Source organism: Rothia sp. HMSC069C01 (genome assembly GCF_001814655.1).
GTDB classification, from domain to species: domain Bacteria; phylum Actinomycetota; class Actinomycetes; order Actinomycetales; family Micrococcaceae; genus Rothia; species Rothia dentocariosa.
This window is the reverse complement of record NZ_KV817379.1, coordinates 171,000-186,045: the sequence shown is the minus strand read 5'-3', so window position 1 is coordinate 186,045 and position 15,046 is coordinate 171,000. Positions and strand designations below refer to the sequence as shown.

General features: G+C 53.9%; 12 protein-coding genes. 8 read left to right on the top strand and 4 right to left on the bottom strand.

What is annotated here, in order from left to right:
- Positions 1-129: 129 nt before the first annotated feature.
- From HMPREF2981_RS01390 to HMPREF2981_RS01370, 5 genes are all read left to right on the top strand, one after another.
- Complete coding sequence (locus tag HMPREF2981_RS01390; protein WP_004005538.1) at positions 130-726, top strand: DUF4956 domain-containing protein; 597 nt, start codon at positions 130-132, stop codon at positions 724-726.
- 195 nt (positions 727-921) lie between these two features.
- Positions 922-1,758: a polyphosphate polymerase domain-containing protein gene (locus HMPREF2981_RS01385; RefSeq protein WP_070660150.1), complete on the top strand. Its 837-nt coding sequence runs from the start codon at positions 922-924 to the stop codon at positions 1,756-1,758.
- Between the two features lie 53 nt (positions 1,759-1,811).
- Positions 1,812-3,518, top strand: a complete 1,707-nt coding sequence (locus tag HMPREF2981_RS01380) for a carbohydrate-binding domain-containing protein (protein WP_246825191.1) — start codon at positions 1,812-1,814, stop codon at positions 3,516-3,518.
- Positions 3,519-3,784: 266 nt separating this feature from the next.
- Positions 3,785-5,551 carry a carbohydrate-binding domain-containing protein gene (locus HMPREF2981_RS01375; protein WP_070628193.1) on the top strand — a complete coding sequence of 589 codons (1,767 nt, stop codon included), beginning with the start codon at positions 3,785-3,787 and terminating at the stop codon, positions 5,549-5,551.
- 342 nt (positions 5,552-5,893) lie between these two features.
- Positions 5,894-6,100 (top strand): DUF3073 domain-containing protein, encoded by a 207-nt coding sequence (locus HMPREF2981_RS01370; RefSeq protein ID WP_013397806.1) that lies wholly within the window; start codon positions 5,894-5,896, stop codon positions 6,098-6,100.
- 38 nt (positions 6,101-6,138) lie between these two features.
- Here the strand turns inward: HMPREF2981_RS01370 and HMPREF2981_RS10735 are convergent, their stop codons facing one another.
- Positions 6,139-6,399 (bottom strand): hypothetical protein, encoded by a 261-nt coding sequence (locus HMPREF2981_RS10735; protein ID WP_037231264.1) that lies wholly within the window; start codon positions 6,397-6,399, stop codon positions 6,139-6,141.
- Between the two features lie 56 nt (positions 6,400-6,455).
- Here HMPREF2981_RS10735 and HMPREF2981_RS01360 point away from each other — a divergent pair, with 56 nt between their 5' ends.
- The 3 genes from HMPREF2981_RS01360 to HMPREF2981_RS01350 all read left to right on the top strand — a co-directional run bounded on the left by HMPREF2981_RS01360 (position 6,456) and on the right by HMPREF2981_RS01350 (position 9,509).
- Positions 6,456-7,106, top strand: coding sequence for a TetR/AcrR family transcriptional regulator (locus HMPREF2981_RS01360; RefSeq protein WP_246825190.1), 651 nt, complete (start codon positions 6,456-6,458; stop codon positions 7,104-7,106).
- A 244-nt stretch (positions 7,107-7,350) separates the two neighbouring features.
- Positions 7,351-8,397, top strand: a complete 1,047-nt coding sequence (locus HMPREF2981_RS01355) for a phosphodiester glycosidase family protein (protein WP_070660141.1) — start codon at positions 7,351-7,353, stop codon at positions 8,395-8,397.
- Positions 8,394-9,509: a bifunctional glycosyltransferase family 2/GtrA family protein gene (locus HMPREF2981_RS01350; protein ID WP_070660138.1), complete on the top strand. Its 1,116-nt coding sequence runs from the start codon at positions 8,394-8,396 to the stop codon at positions 9,507-9,509. The genes HMPREF2981_RS01355 and HMPREF2981_RS01350 overlap by 4 nt, the downstream gene beginning before the upstream one ends.
- An 85-nt stretch (positions 9,510-9,594) precedes the next feature.
- Here the strand turns inward: HMPREF2981_RS01350 and HMPREF2981_RS01345 are convergent, their stop codons facing one another.
- The 3 genes from HMPREF2981_RS01345 to purM all read right to left on the bottom strand — a co-directional run bounded on the left by HMPREF2981_RS01345 (position 9,595) and on the right by purM (position 15,040).
- Positions 9,595-10,878, bottom strand: a complete 1,284-nt coding sequence (locus HMPREF2981_RS01345; protein ID WP_013397801.1) for an MFS transporter — start codon at positions 10,876-10,878, stop codon at positions 9,595-9,597.
- A 322-nt stretch (positions 10,879-11,200) separates the two neighbouring features.
- On the bottom strand, positions 11,201-13,384 hold the full coding sequence (locus tag HMPREF2981_RS01340; RefSeq protein WP_246825189.1) for a S8 family peptidase: 2,184 nt from the start codon (positions 13,382-13,384) through the stop codon (positions 11,201-11,203).
- A gap of 510 nt (positions 13,385-13,894) precedes the next feature.
- Positions 13,895-15,040, bottom strand: a complete 1,146-nt coding sequence (purM, locus tag HMPREF2981_RS01335) for a phosphoribosylformylglycinamidine cyclo-ligase (RefSeq protein WP_070660136.1) — start codon at positions 15,038-15,040, stop codon at positions 13,895-13,897.
- Positions 15,041-15,046: the final 6 nt, after the last annotated feature.

The following is a 15,046-nucleotide window of genomic DNA, read 5'->3' as shown; positions in this document are numbered from 1 at the left end:
TTGGGGAACTTTTAGATATGCACGAAATACATAACTACAAGTTAAGAAAGACACAGGAAGAACACAGGAACGGGCGCGAACCTAGAAATACAAGAACATAACGGCACACAAAACGGAACGGAGAGTCCAATGGATATTTTGATGATGGGACTGGCAGACCTAGTAGCAATTGGCACACTCTGCACCCTGTACATGATTCGTCATAAGACCCGTGAACTCATGATTTCATACGCGGTTATCAACGCCGGTGTTTTCACCGTAACGGTCGCCCTGGCACATGCCGGAAGCACCGCGGGCGCTATGGGTCTAGGACTCTTCGGCGTTCTCTCCATTATCCGCCTGCGGTCTACCTCCCTAAGCCAGCGTGAGGTCGGGTACTACTTCGTATCTCTCGCCCTAGGTCTAATCTCCGGCGTGCGGCTTGACCCGCCATATATCGCCTTCATCCTCATGGTGGTACTGGTCGGAATTATCGCACTACTGGATTCACCGATCTTTGAAGCGAAAAACCAGCCGCGCACCCAAACCGTCACGGTGGATCGCGCTATCAGCGACGAAGGAACCCTAAAAGCCTATCTGGAATCACGTCTCGGGTACGAGGTCGTCTCCGCTAAGATCCTGGAGCTTGACCTGCTCAACGACACCACACAGGTGACCATCACCTACAAAGAGCTTCCCCAACTCCAAGAACACCTTAACGCGAACTACGAATACTACGCTTCCTAGGCTTCATCTCGCAGATATTGCCTAAAACTACACCTAAAAACTCATACGTTGAAAGGACCTACCATGAGTCCCCAAACACCTCAGCCGTACACCCCGTTTCAGGGTGGTGACGCACAGACTTTGGAATCTACGCACACTCCTGCGGTAGATAATACTCCGTCTTCTCACCGAAGCGGGTACAGAGAGGAAAGTACCATGTCTATCGTGCCAACCTATTGGCAGAGCATCAGCCTTGATGAACTCAACGAAAAGGCCGCTATGCAGACCCGTGTAGACCGCAAATACATTGTGGACGCAGATTATGCGGCATCTATCCTAGCTGAACTTCCCGCAGACGAGGCGGCTGTCCTAGAAATCGACGGTCAGCGTGAATTCGCCTATGACTCTGTATACTTCGACACCCCTGACCTGGTGAGCTATAAGGCTTCCGCCATCGGCAGTCGTAACCGGTTCAAGGTACGTACTCGCAGCTATCTGGATTCTGACCTGAGCTTCTTGGAAGTCAAGACTGAAGGGGCTCGTGAATTTACGGTCAAGGAACGTATTCCGTACTCTATCGAAAACCGTGACATGCTCACCGCAGAAGGCAAGGAATATGTAGCTACCGCACTTGAGCAGCTGACGGATGCGTCTGTAGATGACCTGGAGCCGGTTATCCGCACCGGGTACCGTCGTACGACTGTATATTTGCCCCAGTCCGAGCAGAATCCGGTGGATTCTCGCCTCACGATTGATACTTCGCTCACTTGGACTCCGCTTTCAGAAAGTGCGCTCATGTACACCGCAGACGGTGGTGAAGGGCCAACCAAGTATCAGGTCGGTACCGAATATACTGCACCCGGTACGGTGATTATCGAAACGAAATCCGGCAGTGCACCTTCGGTCGCTGATAAGTATCTGTGGCGCGCTGGCATCCGACCCGTCAAAATTTCTAAGTTTGCTACGGGTATGGCCGCGTTGAATCCTCAGCTACCGGCGAACAAGTGGAAGCGCACGATTCAACATTGGATGCAGCTTGAACCTGCCGCTTAGAACTAGACCCTGAGCTGGTAACGTCTTAGAATGCGGCACAAGAATAGGGTGGGGTGTTCCAGAGGCTCACCGTGTTAGGGCATTCTGGAAACCCCACCCTCTCGCGTAGGATGGTTGAGGCAATCTTTACCGATACACTTAATCCCTACAGACGAGGAACTCCGTTCGAGATGTTCAAAAACCGGTTTACATCTGTTCTTACATGCGCCTTTGCAGCATCGCTGGCACTTGCCGGATGCGCGATTAGCGGGAACCCTGATAACTCCAAAACCACTGTGACCGCACAGGAACAAGGGAAGGAACTTAAATCTGGCGTATACACCTCGAACACCAAAAATGGTGAAAAGATTAATGCGCAAACTCACTTTATGCAAGAAGACTTGACCTGGAACCAGGATGCTGTTCTTCCGCTCAATCTGGCAGATCCCACTGCAACCGATGGGGTCAGCGAACAAAACGGCACGATTACGATTACGAAGGGGGGAACCTACCGTATGTCTGGCGACTATACGGGGCAAGTGAAGGTTCAAGTCCCCACAACAGATAAGGTTCAGCTCATTCTTGATGGCGTTACCATCACAAACGACACCGGATCTGCTATCAACGTTGCCTCTGTCGATGAAGCCGTCATCTACACGTCTCGGGGCAGCACCAATAACCTCAGCGACGGTCCCGAGTACGCGGTCCACGGTAAAAAAGAGGCAGACTCTACGATCTATTCAACCGCTAACCTAACCCTTGCGGGCGATGGAACGCTGAACGTCGCCGGTAAATTTGACGAGACGGTGCACACCACTAAAGGACTGGTTGTTGCCGGCGGTGCCCTCAACGTTAATTCTTCGAAGACCGGGCTTAAAGGCAAGGACTACGTGGATATTCAGGGCGGGACCCTGCGTATTGAAGCCGCAAAAGACGCGATTAAAGCCACCAACACCGAAAAACAAGGCCTTGGATGGGCGCGCGTGGCTGGCGGTGACACTGTTCTTCGTGCTGGTGACGACGGCATCAAGGCGCTGCGCACCCTTGAGATTCTGGACGGGAAGCTCACCATCGAAGGGTCTGAAGAAGGGCTTGAAGGGCAATACGTCAATATTCATGGCGGCGATACGCTCATCAACAGCAGTAATGATGGCGTGAATGCATCACTCAAGGATCAGCTGCCTAACGATCAAGAGTATGAGGATCAGAAGGAAGACAGCGATCAGCCGGATGCCAGCCCTAGTGTCGCCCTGGGTGGTGCCCGCGATACCACAGAGGTTATTGATACCGTGATCAACATGACCGGTGGAAATGTAACCCTCAACGTGGGTGCCGACGGCATGGACTCGAACGGACACGAGTTCTACACAGGAGGCGAGTTGCTAATCAACGGTCCTCAAGACGATGCCAATGACCCTATTGATCCAAATGGTGACATTACTGTAAGTAACGACGCCAGGATCTCATTTGGCGGCGGTGGTGTAGAGCTTTTCAAGCGCCCGATCGACGACTCCGCAAATGGGTATCTGCGAATTGCAGATAACGATACTTTCCCACAAGGGCAGTCTGTTCAGGCAGTAGATTCTGACGGACAAGTCGTTGCAAACTACCGGGTGATTACTCCGGGTGTTAAACAAGTATTTTTCTCGAATCCCTCTATCGTGAAGGGTCAAGAATATACTCTTTACCTAGCACCCACGCTGGTGGATCCGAAGACCACCACCCTTGCACCTGGTGCCGTTGAACGTGGAACTTTCACGGCATCAACCCCTGATCTGTAAAACATAACGAGAGGAGAGAATCCTATTCCAACCTTTAGCCTGCGCAGGATAAAACCATCACACAAAACTCCGGCGCGGGTGGCGGTGCACGCCACAAATATGCATCAGAAAATCCAATTTCTATCACACGACACATACATCAGGAGCCTGCAGGAACCCGTGAATTTGATGCGGCTGGTACCCGTTACCCCGTAGAATTCGGATGTAAACCCTGAAAATACTCACAAACTGCTCAAACAGTGTAGATAGAAAGTGATTCTTTCCCCATGAATAAAAAAATACTGACTTCGGCAACCTCGGTAACTTTGCTCGCAGCACTTGCGCTCACCGGATGCTCAACTACGAGCAACGCCCTCGCCTCTGGCACGGCGGCGGATAGCTCAGTCGGTACGACAGCGACAACATCCTCGGCGACCGCCACCGACACTGCCACCAGCAGCTCGTCATTCTCGACCAACGTGAAAAGCGGCGAAAAACTCGACGTCGATACTCACTATTCGGAGCAGGATCTCAGCTGGGACACTTCCTCCGAAACCGCGATTGACCTGTCAAACCCCACCGCAACGGACGGCGTTACCGTTGAAGACGGAACGCTGACCATCACGAAGGCTGGCACGTACAAACTCTCCGGCGAATACCAGGGGCAGATCAAGGTTGAAACCGCTGACAGCGACGCGGTTCGGCTCGTTCTCGATAACGCAAACATCACGAATTCCAGCGGTGCCGCGCTGAACGTGGTAAACGCTGACGAGGTTATTCTTTACAGCGCATCTGGCACCACCAATACGATAAGCGACGGTGCAGACTACACCGCAACGGGGGAAGATGATCCGGATGCCGTGGTCTATTCCAAGGCCGACCTGACGATCGCGGGTGAAGGCACCCTGAAGGTGAACGGCAACCACGAAGACGGCATTCACACGAATGACGGCCTTGTGATTGCCAGCGGCACTCTTGAGGTCAATGCGGCGAACACCGGTATCAAGGGCAAGGATTATGTGGATATCCTAGGCGGCACTATTAACGTGACCGCGCAGCAGGACGGCATCAAATCCACTAACGATACCGACGAGGGGAAGGGCTGGACCCGCCTGAGCAACGGTACCGTAACCGTGAATGCGGGCGATGACGGTTTCAAAGCCTCTCGGGTCGTCGAAATTTCCGGGGGCTCCCTGACGGTTGAACAGTCCGATGAAGGCATTGAGGCACAGTACATCAACATCTCTGGCGGCGATGTAAACGTCACGAGTGCGGATGACGGCATGAATGCCTCGCTGAAGACAAGCGATTCTGAGAGCACGGATTCATCCGCGAACACCTCTGATACTGCCAATCAGCAGCAGGGCAGCCTGCCGGGTGGGCAGCAGAACGGAACCTCCAATCAACAACAGCAGGGGACGGGTCAGCCTCCGCAAGGACAACCTCCTGCGATGTCTGGAACCTCGCAGGACGGCACGTCTCAGAATGGAACTACAGGTACCGGCCAGCAGGGGACGGGTCAGCCCCCGCAGGGTGGTATGCCCGGTGGTGGTGGCGGAACCTTTGAGGTTATCGATGCTGCAATCAACGTGAGCGGCGGTAATATTACCGTCAATGCTGAGGGCGATGGCATTGATTCGAACGGTGTCACAACTCTTTCTGGAGGAACGCTGATAGTGAACGGCCCCAGCCAAGGCGGTAACGCTGCGCTGGATACCAACGGCGACTTGCTCCTCAACGGTGCCACGGTTCTCAGCGGCAGCACGGCAGATATGTTCGAGGCTCCCTCCACCAACTCGACGAGCGGCTACCTGAAACTGACCAATAGTTCCGGATTTGAGCAAGGATCCACGGTTCAAGTAGCGGATTCATCTGGTAAGGTGGTGGCTAACTATAAAGTCACCAAGTCGAATGTGCAGTTGGTTCTCGTCTCTAGCTCATCGATCGTCAAGGGTCAGAGTTACACGGTGTACACTACAACATCGGCTGTGGACTCCAACGCAGCGTCGTTGGCATCCGGTGCGACCGAGCTAGGTAGCTTTACAGCCAGCTAGTGCGGGTTGTTCCCAGGGACTTGGGGATAAAATCTTTGAGTCTCGGGCTTGTAGAGATGGGTTGCTACGCGCGGCTCTTATAGAAGGCTCCTACAAAGGTTTGGGCTCCACATCAGCGTATAATGCGCGAGGTGGAGCCCAAACCTTATGCATAATTCGCCGGAGTTCAGGCGAAGAAACTGAAGATTCGATAGATTTTCTGAGCATGAATCTGTCAATCAACAAGACATTGAGGGGTAAAACAAGGTACCCTAGAACATAGGAAAGACTAGAGAGCGATCCGTGGGTTATGCGCGCCTTGGGTGTGGTGGCTGCGGACATGAGGAAAGAGGGGGTCACGCCATGGGGCGCGGCCGTCAGAAGGCTAAGGCAACACGGCAGGCTCGGGAGATGAAGTACTTCAGCCCCGAGACCGACTACAGTGCACTTGAGCGCGAGCTCAACGCTAAGAACACTAAATCCTCCGAATCATCTTCTCGTCGCTATGATGATGAGGATGATTACTCGGCATACGCGGAGAAATATGCCAAATATGATGATGAGGTGTAGCGGTAGAGCCCTAGCGTTACGCTCATACGTGAACCGGCTTAAGCACCCTGCAGGGTGGCTTGGGCCGGTTTTTTATATACTCTGCGGGCGTGCTTGAGCGGCCTACGGGTTTTCATGTTGGCTTGTTTGCGCATCTGCTGATGCTGGCGGGCATCCTGCGGTATGGATACGATAGTGTCACCTACGAAAATGTACAATACCCGAATAAGGTCCGTGCCCACCTGGATATTCCCGCCAATGAAATCGCACTCGCGGGAATTGTCCTCGGTTACCGCAGTGATGACAAGGCGAATTCGCATCGCAGCCCCCGCTCCAACGGTCGAGGGGATTTTAACGATCACATAAGGAGAGAATGATGGGAACTAAAGATGATATTGTGCGCATAGCCACCGACTATATCCAAAGGAACGGCGTCAACGCTTTTAGCTACGCAGATATAGCGCGCAAAATGAACATCAAAAAACCCAGCATTCACTACTATTTCCCTGTGAAATCCGATCTCGTGCGTGCAGCCTTCGAAAAGTACAGCACAGACTTTTTTGAGACGCTGCGCCAGGGTGTGGATGCGGCACACAGCCTCCGCGAAGAACTCGAAGTCTATATGAGGCCCTACCGTGCAAACCTGGAACAGGGCTATAAACTTTGCCTCTGCTCAATGTTGGCGCTGGAATCCTTAAAGCAGAGCGCACCCGATCACGATGCTGAAGAGGACAAGAAGACGGCGAAACGGGGAACGCATATCAACGCCACGTTCGTGCCCCTGCGCGCCCAGGCTGAAAACCGTGAGCCTGCCGAGATTAACACCGCAGACTTTCAGACTAAGAATATTCGCTGGCTCGCCGAGCGTTTTGAGCATGCCGGGTACGATCCCGAGCACTCGCAGGCAGAGGCGGAGTCCTTATTTTGCACGGTGCAGGGCGCGCAGCTGATAGCACGCTCCGCACAGAGCCTTGATCTTTTCGACTCCGTCACAAAGCGGCACCTCGATAACCTCACCGGTGCGTAAGCGCGTATCACGCAGAGGCGGCAGGCTTATTGCGAGTTATTGTGCATTTTGCGGTTATTTAAGTCGCCCGATGCACGATAACCCGCGAAATAGAAATCGGACGAAGACGGTCTGGCATCTAAAGCATCAAGCTGTGTGGAGTATATGCGCATGGTGAGACGATCACCGGAAATGAATACTCATACATAGCTAAAACATAGCTTCTTCATGTTTTAAAACGAGAAATGCAACGCATTCTAGAATCATGAAGAACGAAAATACTACTGCAACACTGCCAGTCGAACAGGTCGAAGAGGCTTCTGAAACATCCCAGAAACCCAAGAAAAAGAAAGTAACTAGGCGCGTTCTCTTAGGAGGCGGCCTCGGCACCCTTGCCGTCGCAGGTGTTGGTGCTGGTTGGGCATATAATCGTTATCTTGCCGAGCATACGCAGATTGATGACACCGTAGCCTATGAAAAATCACAACAAGCAAAGAATAATAATTCATCATCTGACGGTGCCTCAAATCCCAGCGAACTCACCAACGTTAAGGTCACCTCTGATGGTCTGAGCGCCAGCGAAGGCTCTATTACTATTACCAAATCCACCGAAGGAAGCGGCGATAATGCGGTCGTTTCCTTTGCCGCAGAGATCAAACTCAACGCCATGACCCTGCTGCGCGGAGCCTTCGCCAACAACAAATTCGGGCAAAACATTATCGATACGCCCTCCAATATCGCCGCGCAGCACAACGGCATCTGGGCGATTAACGGTGACTACTACGGGTTCCGTGACACCGGCATCGTCATTCGCAACGGTGTGGCATACCGCGATTCCGGCGCCCGTGAAGGGCTCGCGTTCTATCAAGACGGCTCCGTCAAACTCTACGACGAAACCGGCACGAACGCGCAGCAGCTCCTCAACGAAGGCGTCTGGAATACGCTTTCCTTCGGGCCGGCACTCGTGCGGGACTCAGAGGTTGTCAGCGGCATTGATCAGGTTGAGGTCGATACCAACTTCGGCAACCACTCCATTCAAGGCAACCAGCCGCGTACCGGTGTGGGCGTGCTCGGGCAGAACCACCTCGTATTTATCGTGGTCGATGGGCGTTCCGACGGGTATTCGCGCGGAGTTACCATGCCCGAATTTGCCTATATGTTCAAGGAACTCGGATGCGTAAGCGCCTATAACCTAGACGGCGGCGGATCTTCGGTGATGGTCTTCAACAACCAGCTAGTCAATAAGCCAATGGGCGGCACCAAAGAACGCGGAACCAGCGATATTCTGTACATCGCCGGGAGCGCATCATGATAGTCCTGATACCCGCCTATAAACCGGATGAATCTCTCGTGCGGCTGGCGCAGCAGATCATAGAATTGGATGCGCACGCCGAAATCCTAGTGGTCGATGACGGCTCGGGAAGCACCTACGTGCCGATCTTTACCGAGTTGGCGATTCGGGGCGCCACGATTATTGCCCACCCTGCAAACCGCGGAAAAGGCGCGGCCCTGCGCACCGGGTTGGCGTGGGCACGGGCGCATCGGCCCGATCACATTGTGGTAACGGCGGATGCTGACGGGCAGCATTTACCCCGCGATATTCTGCGAGTGGGCGCTAAAACCGAGCGAATGGCGAGCATTGGTACGCGTGCCCTCGTGCTGGGGGTACGCACCCTGCCGGATACTCGCGCCGAGTTCACCGAGCCCACCGTTCCTCTGCGTTCCCGGTTGGGTAATGCGCTTACCGTCGGGTTCTTCACGCTGGCGACGGGCACTCGCATTGCCGACACCCAGACTGGGCTTCGCGGGTTTACCACACAGATGATTGATTGGGCTCTCAGCCTGCGCGGCGATAAATACGAATACGAGTTTTCAATGCTGCTTCGTGCCAGCCGGGCCGGGGTGGAGCTTATTGAGTTGCCCATCGTGAAAGTATATGAGCCGGGGAACCCGAGCAGTCATTTCCGCCCGATCCGCGATTCCGCACGAATCTACGCGCCGCTGTTGGGATTCTTAGTATCCTCCTGGACCGGGTTTATCGTGGATGCGCTCGCCCTCTTTGCCCTCGTAGGCGTGGGTTTTGCTCTGCTCCCGGCGATTGTGCTGGCGCGCATTATCTCGGCGCTGACGAATTTCAGTATTAACCGTATTCTCATGAACGACGGTGCCGATCGCCCCTCGCGGGCGGTGTCCCTGGGGCGCTATGCGATTTTAGCGGTGGGGATTTTGCTTGCAAATGCTGCGCTGATGGAGGTTCTCACCGCTTTCGGGGTCGTGCTCATCGTGGCGAAGATCCTGACCGAGCTGACCTTGATTCCCCTCAGTTTCGCGGTACAGCGTCGGTGGGTTTTCCTGCCAGCACCGCCTCCGCAGACTACGGAGCAAAACGAGCGCTCACGCGAGCTTGCCACGCATTCTTTGTAGAACATCCTGCGGCGTAGGTCTCTCCCTATAAAAGGCTCATTATTCAAATAATGAGCCTTTTATAGGGAGGGGGAACATAGATTACTTAGTCAGAAGCCGGGGCCATTTCCGAAAGTTTAGGCAGTGTGCGAAGACTTCTTTGTGAGAGCATCAGGATCAAAGCCAAAACCATAAACGATCCGTAAAAGAGAACCGTTCTGGAAATCCCCCACTGCACATACATGATGCCAGCAAGCAATGCCGCCACAGGAGCTAGAAGCATATTCGGGATGCCCTGCGCCGAATGTACACGTCCTATCATGTCTACCGGAGTCGAAGCATTGATATACGCGACGATACTGGAATTGAAGGCAGGAAGCGGCACTCCCGAAATAAGCATCAGCGCACAGGTTATCCAAAAATAGTCGTGGGTGAACGCCGCTGTCATGTAGCATATGACCATCATCCCGACCGCCAGCACACCCAATGTTCCTAAGGCGAAACGCTCCGTCATCCACCCGACTGTTAGGGACCCTAAGAGCACTCCGGCACCAAAAACACAGGCAAAAATACCGATACTGTAGGCCGCAATACCCTGTTCCGCGTAATAATAGATGAAGACGAGTGGCAGTCCTGTTGCGGCAAAGTTCGCGCAGCAGGCTACAGATGCGATCGCTACAAGAACACGGTTCTTCACAACATACATGAGCCCTTGGGCGAGGTCGGCAAAAAATCCGGTAGATTGTGTATCGATGACAGTATCGGACACCGTAGTTTCACTGCCTGCCTGCCGGTGCTTACGCTCGGCATGCACAACAGTAGATGAACTAGGTGCCGCCAGAAAAGCTGTGAAATTGACAAACGCGTGCACGCAAGCGGTCAGAATCAAAGAAGTGGAGGCGAGTAGACCCGCTAACGGGCTGCCAATTAGGTTCGCGGCAGATTCTCGTGTTTCTCCTAATCCAGAGGCGTACCCGAGCTGTTTGGTAGGCACCACCCGTGCGATAATAGCCTGCTCGCTGGGGTAATCGAACGATGATGCCAGTGCCATCACGCACAGGATGCCTATCAGAATTGGAACAGAACCGACGTTTGCGAGAACACACAGGGTTAGGACTATCCAGGTGATGCACTGCCCCATGCATGAAAGCGTAAGAGTGTATGTGGGCTTATATCTGTCGACAATAACTCCAGTCAGGAAGCTCGCCAGTATGCGTGTTACACCTGTAGCAAAGAGGGCAAGACTCGCGTTTTCGGGGGAGCCGGTGAGGAACAGCATGATTAGGGGAACACTTATATAAGACATAGCGTCTGACAGCTGGTTCGCACCTATCGCGAATACTGTGCGTCTCAAAGGGATATTTGCCCGCAAAAGGCTGTGTTTACTCATGGGGTTCTCCAGATATTCAAGGTTGTGAGGCTACTATGCCTCATAGCAGCGCAGCACCGCATCATGCCTCATAGCCGCTACATATTGTGCAGAGCAGACAGGCGCGATGCGGTTATTGCCCTCATCAATTACTCAAATAAAAACCCCGTGTGTTGAGCATGGATGAGATTTGTATGATGTCCTATATCATAGACATGCATCACACATAAAGTAAAATTTTATGTAGACTTAAAATTGCACATATTTTCTCTATTCCACTTCTTACTAAAAAGGCTCTTGATGTATATCAAGAGCCTTTTTATGTGTTATCCGTCAGGGGCTTTTAGTAGCGGTAGCCTACGTTATAGTAGCCGTAGCCGCGGTAGCTGTTACCCCAGCCGTAGGGGTACGATGCCCACCACGGATGCCCTGAACGGTACATCCACGAGGTGTTGTGCCAGCTTCCACGGTGTCCGCGGTGGTATCCCCAACCGCCCCAAGAACCGTATCCGTAATCCCAGCGATTCCATGCACCGTATCCCGACCAGGGATCGTACCAGGGGCTGGGGGAGTAGTAGCCTTGACCCGGGTAATCGTACCAGTACCACCATGAAGGAGGCGCTGGCTTATAAGACTCCGAAGGTGCGGGCGTGGGTTTCTTGGTTTTTACGGGAGCCGGGCTCGGCTTAGGAGTCTCAACCGGTGCGGGCTTGGTAGGCTTCGGCGAAGGTTTGGGCTTGATCGGCAGAACCGGCAGCTGTTCCTCATATGGAGGCAGCGTGGGCAGAGGCTTCGACGGTGGGGGTCCAATCGGGCGTGCAGGCTTGCTCGGCGCAGGCGTTGGGGTAGGCGTGGGTGCAGGCGCGGGCTTTGAGGTTTCAGCCGGTGCCGGAGTAGAGCTGTCGGACGGAGCAGGCTCAGGCTTAGAAGGTTCGGACGGAGCAGGCTGAGTCGGTGCAGGGCTCGGCCGTTTCTCCGATTCTACGAGCTCATCGACCTTATCCATCGCCTTAGCCGCATCTATAATGCCGGCGCCGCAATAGTCACGATCGCAGGTGATCGGGTTAGCGGTGGATTTCAGAATATCCAGAGCCTTCTCGTAGCTCAGGTTCGGGTATTTTGACCGCATGATGGCAATCGCGCCCGCAACGTGAGGAGCCGCCATTGAGGTGCCCTCATATTCGGCGTAATCTTCCTTTTCGGGAACAGTCTTGCCTTTGTTCACCAGCGAAAGAACGCCCACGCCCGACTGCCTAAAATCGCCGCCGGGGGCGCTGACGGCAACGGTCGAGCCGTAGTTAGAGTAGGGTGCACGTGAATTTCCAGGGTTGCTTGCGCCCACATTGATCACGCCGTCACAGCTGCCGGGAATCTGAGCCGAAGCATTCTGATTTGAGTTTCCGGCGGAGGTTACGATGATGCTGCCGCGCTTGTTCACGGACTCGATGGCACGGTTGTAGGTGCGCGAGCATTTCCCGGCACCGCCCAAAGACATGTTGATAACCTGCGCGGGGTGCTGGTTCGCGGGTACACCCCTCACGGACCCACCGGATGCCCAGATCATCCCATCAATGATGTCTGAATCGTAGCCGCCGCAGGCACCCAAGACGCGCACCGGCACAATCTTGGCCTTCGGGGCTACCCCGGCAATACCGATATTGTTGTTGCCAACGGCCGCTATAGTCCCGGCAACATGGGTGCCGTGCCAGGTTGAATTGGTGGCTTTTGCCCCAGAACCGCACTGCCCTTCAGTGGTCCAGTCGCCTTCATCCTGCGGGTTATTATCGCGTCCGTTGCCATCGCGCGCAGCGGATGCATCCGAGACGAAATCGTAGCCGGGCAGCACATTCTCATCCAGATCTGAATGCTTGGTAACGCCGGTATCGATCACGGCAACGGTCACCTGGTGATCCCCTGCGTGCTTCAGCGCATAATCGGCTTTGATAGTGGTGAAACCCCACAGGCGTGACATCTTAGGATCGTTGAAATCGACCTTATCCGAGCCGGGGAGGCTGCCGGTGGGCTGGCGTTTGAGATCGGGCTCGACCGAGTCCACCTGTGGGTTCTCGGCGAGCGTCTGCATATACTGTTTTGCCTGCTGCGCATTCAGAGGCTTTGACAGGGAGATAACCGAATCATTCTGTGCGGTATCACGCACATAGGTGGTTTTAACGCCAAGGAGCTCGTCAAGCGAATTTACGCTCTTCTCGATGCCCTGGTAGAGTTCGGGCACAAACTCGGAGTATTCGCCAGATTCCAGCCCCGCGATATTGAGGTCATTCTTGGCCTGATCGGCATAGTTGATGATAAAGCGGTCATAACCCTGTTCCTGCTGCTGTGCCGAGGTGGCAGCCAGAATATCCTCAGCCTGTGCGGATGCGGGAACTCCGGTCTTCGTTGATACCGGCGATGCGGGTGCGGCGTGAGCGGACGGTGCGCAGAGCCCTACCATCAGGGATGCGATACCCGCCACGCTCAGCGCCGCCATGCGGGTCCGCTTCACCGTAGGGTGTTCGATGAGTGACATGAAATGTCCTATGTTCAGTTATGTGTGAGTGAATATATGTGATGGCGAATTTGTGATTGAACTCGTCATCAAAAAATAGAATATAGGGCGTTTTGAAAAAGTGCATCTTGAAAGTATTTCAACTCAAAATATTTTTGTACATTTCGCACTAAAAATATATTTACCCATAAAGTTTTACTATTAAAATATTGGTGAAATCCTTGATTTTGCGCGGTAAAATTAGGGTCTAATTTATTCTTCCGGAGAAAATAATAGTGTATTTAATATACATCACACTATCTTGTATACGAGATTTAGGGTCTTGAAATACTTTAAAGTTTTCCGCAAGTATGGATGATAGCTCACCAAGTATTGAGTAAAGATTTAAAGCCTGCACAAAATTAGCTCGTCGTCTTTCAAACTCGCCGAAGCCTTACACAAAACGCGAGCAGATGATTCGTTAAAAATCATCCGCTCGCGGGTTGCTGAGCTGCGGGGAAGAGGTACAGCGAAAACGTACCAGAGTACAAGCTAGACCGCGTAACTGCCGTAAAGCCGCACCGCGCCTCCATCAACGCCCTTGGCACCCTGCACATAGTCAGGGTTATTCAACTCGGGGTCGCCAGCCTTCACCACATCCCCCATAATCCACGAAGAAATACCGCGCTCATTCAGACGACTCACCGCAGCATCCGCTAACGCAGGATCAACAATCGCAATCATGCCCACACCCAGGTTCAGGGTGCGCTCCAAGTCGGCGAGCGGAACCTGACCGAGCGAACCGATAAGCGAGAAAATCGCGGGAATCTGCCAGGTTGAACGATCCACGCGACCTTCCAAACCCTGCGGCAAAACACGCGCCAGATTAGCGGCAAGACCGCCTCCGGTCACATGCGAGAACCCACGAATACCGTGACCGGTCTGCCCGTCAGCACCATTGACCGGGAACGCAGCCGCCAAATCCAGACAATCCGCCGCATACACGCGAGTAGGCTCTAAAAGCTCCTCGCCCAAAGTACGGCCGAGCTCGTCCACCTGACGATCTAAGCCCCAGCCCGCCACATCGATCACCTTGCGTACCAGCGAGTACCCGTTCGAGTGAATACCCGACGATGCCATACCGATCAGCACATCGCCCTCGCGCACGCGATCTGGGCCGAGCAGCTCATCGGCCTCCACCAGACCGGTTGCGGCACCGGCAACATCGTACTCATGTTCAGCCAAAAGCCCCGGATGCTCCGCCGTCTCGCCGCCCACCAGCGCGGTACCGGCAACCTTGCAAGCCCCGGCAATACCCCGCACAATATCAGCAATACGCTCGGGAACAACCTTGCCCGTAGCAATATAGTCGGTCATGAAAAGGGGTTTCGCACCGCACACCACAATATCGTCCACGACCATACCCACTAGGTCGTAGCCAATCGTGTCATGAATATCGAGCGCCTGCGCGATAGCAACCTTCGTGCCCACACCATCCGTAGAAGTCGCCAAATAGGGCTTGCGATATGAGGACAACGCCGAGAGGTCATACAGCCCGGCAAAACCGCCCACACCGCCGATTACCGAAGCGTTGTGAGTCGCCTTCACCGCATCCTTCATCAGCTCGACGGCGCGGTCGCCCGCCTCAACATCAACGCCAGCGCTTGCATAGGTTACAGAGGTGCTGTTTTCGCTCATGGGTTT

Bases quoted from the DNA above. Each gene is read 5' to 3' on its own strand.
- purM (WP_070660136.1), bottom strand. From the start codon at position 15,040: ATGAGCGAAAACAGCACCTCTGTAACCTATGCAAGCGCTGGCGTTGAT.
- HMPREF2981_RS01345 (WP_013397801.1), bottom strand. From the start codon at position 10,878: ATGAGTAAACACAGCCTTTTGCGGGCAAATATCCCTTTGAGACGCACA.
- HMPREF2981_RS01355 (WP_070660141.1), top strand. From the start codon at position 7,351: ATGAAGAACGAAAATACTACTGCAACACTGCCAGTCGAACAGGTCGAA.
- HMPREF2981_RS01375 (WP_070628193.1), top strand. From the start codon at position 3,785: ATGAATAAAAAAATACTGACTTCGGCAACCTCGGTAACTTTGCTCGCA.
- HMPREF2981_RS01385 (WP_070660150.1), top strand. From the start codon at position 922: ATGTCTATCGTGCCAACCTATTGGCAGAGCATCAGCCTTGATGAACTC.
- HMPREF2981_RS10735 (WP_037231264.1), bottom strand. From the start codon at position 6,399: ATGCGAATTCGCCTTGTCATCACTGCGGTAACCGAGGACAATTCCCGC.
- HMPREF2981_RS01340 (WP_246825189.1), bottom strand. From the start codon at position 13,384: ATGTCACTCATCGAACACCCTACGGTGAAGCGGACCCGCATGGCGGCG.
- HMPREF2981_RS01360 (WP_246825190.1), top strand. From the start codon at position 6,456: ATGGGAACTAAAGATGATATTGTGCGCATAGCCACCGACTATATCCAA.
- HMPREF2981_RS01370 (WP_013397806.1), top strand. From the start codon at position 5,894: ATGGGGCGCGGCCGTCAGAAGGCTAAGGCAACACGGCAGGCTCGGGAG.
- HMPREF2981_RS01350 (WP_070660138.1), top strand. From the start codon at position 8,394: ATGATAGTCCTGATACCCGCCTATAAACCGGATGAATCTCTCGTGCGG.
- HMPREF2981_RS01390 (WP_004005538.1), top strand. From the start codon at position 130: ATGGATATTTTGATGATGGGACTGGCAGACCTAGTAGCAATTGGCACA.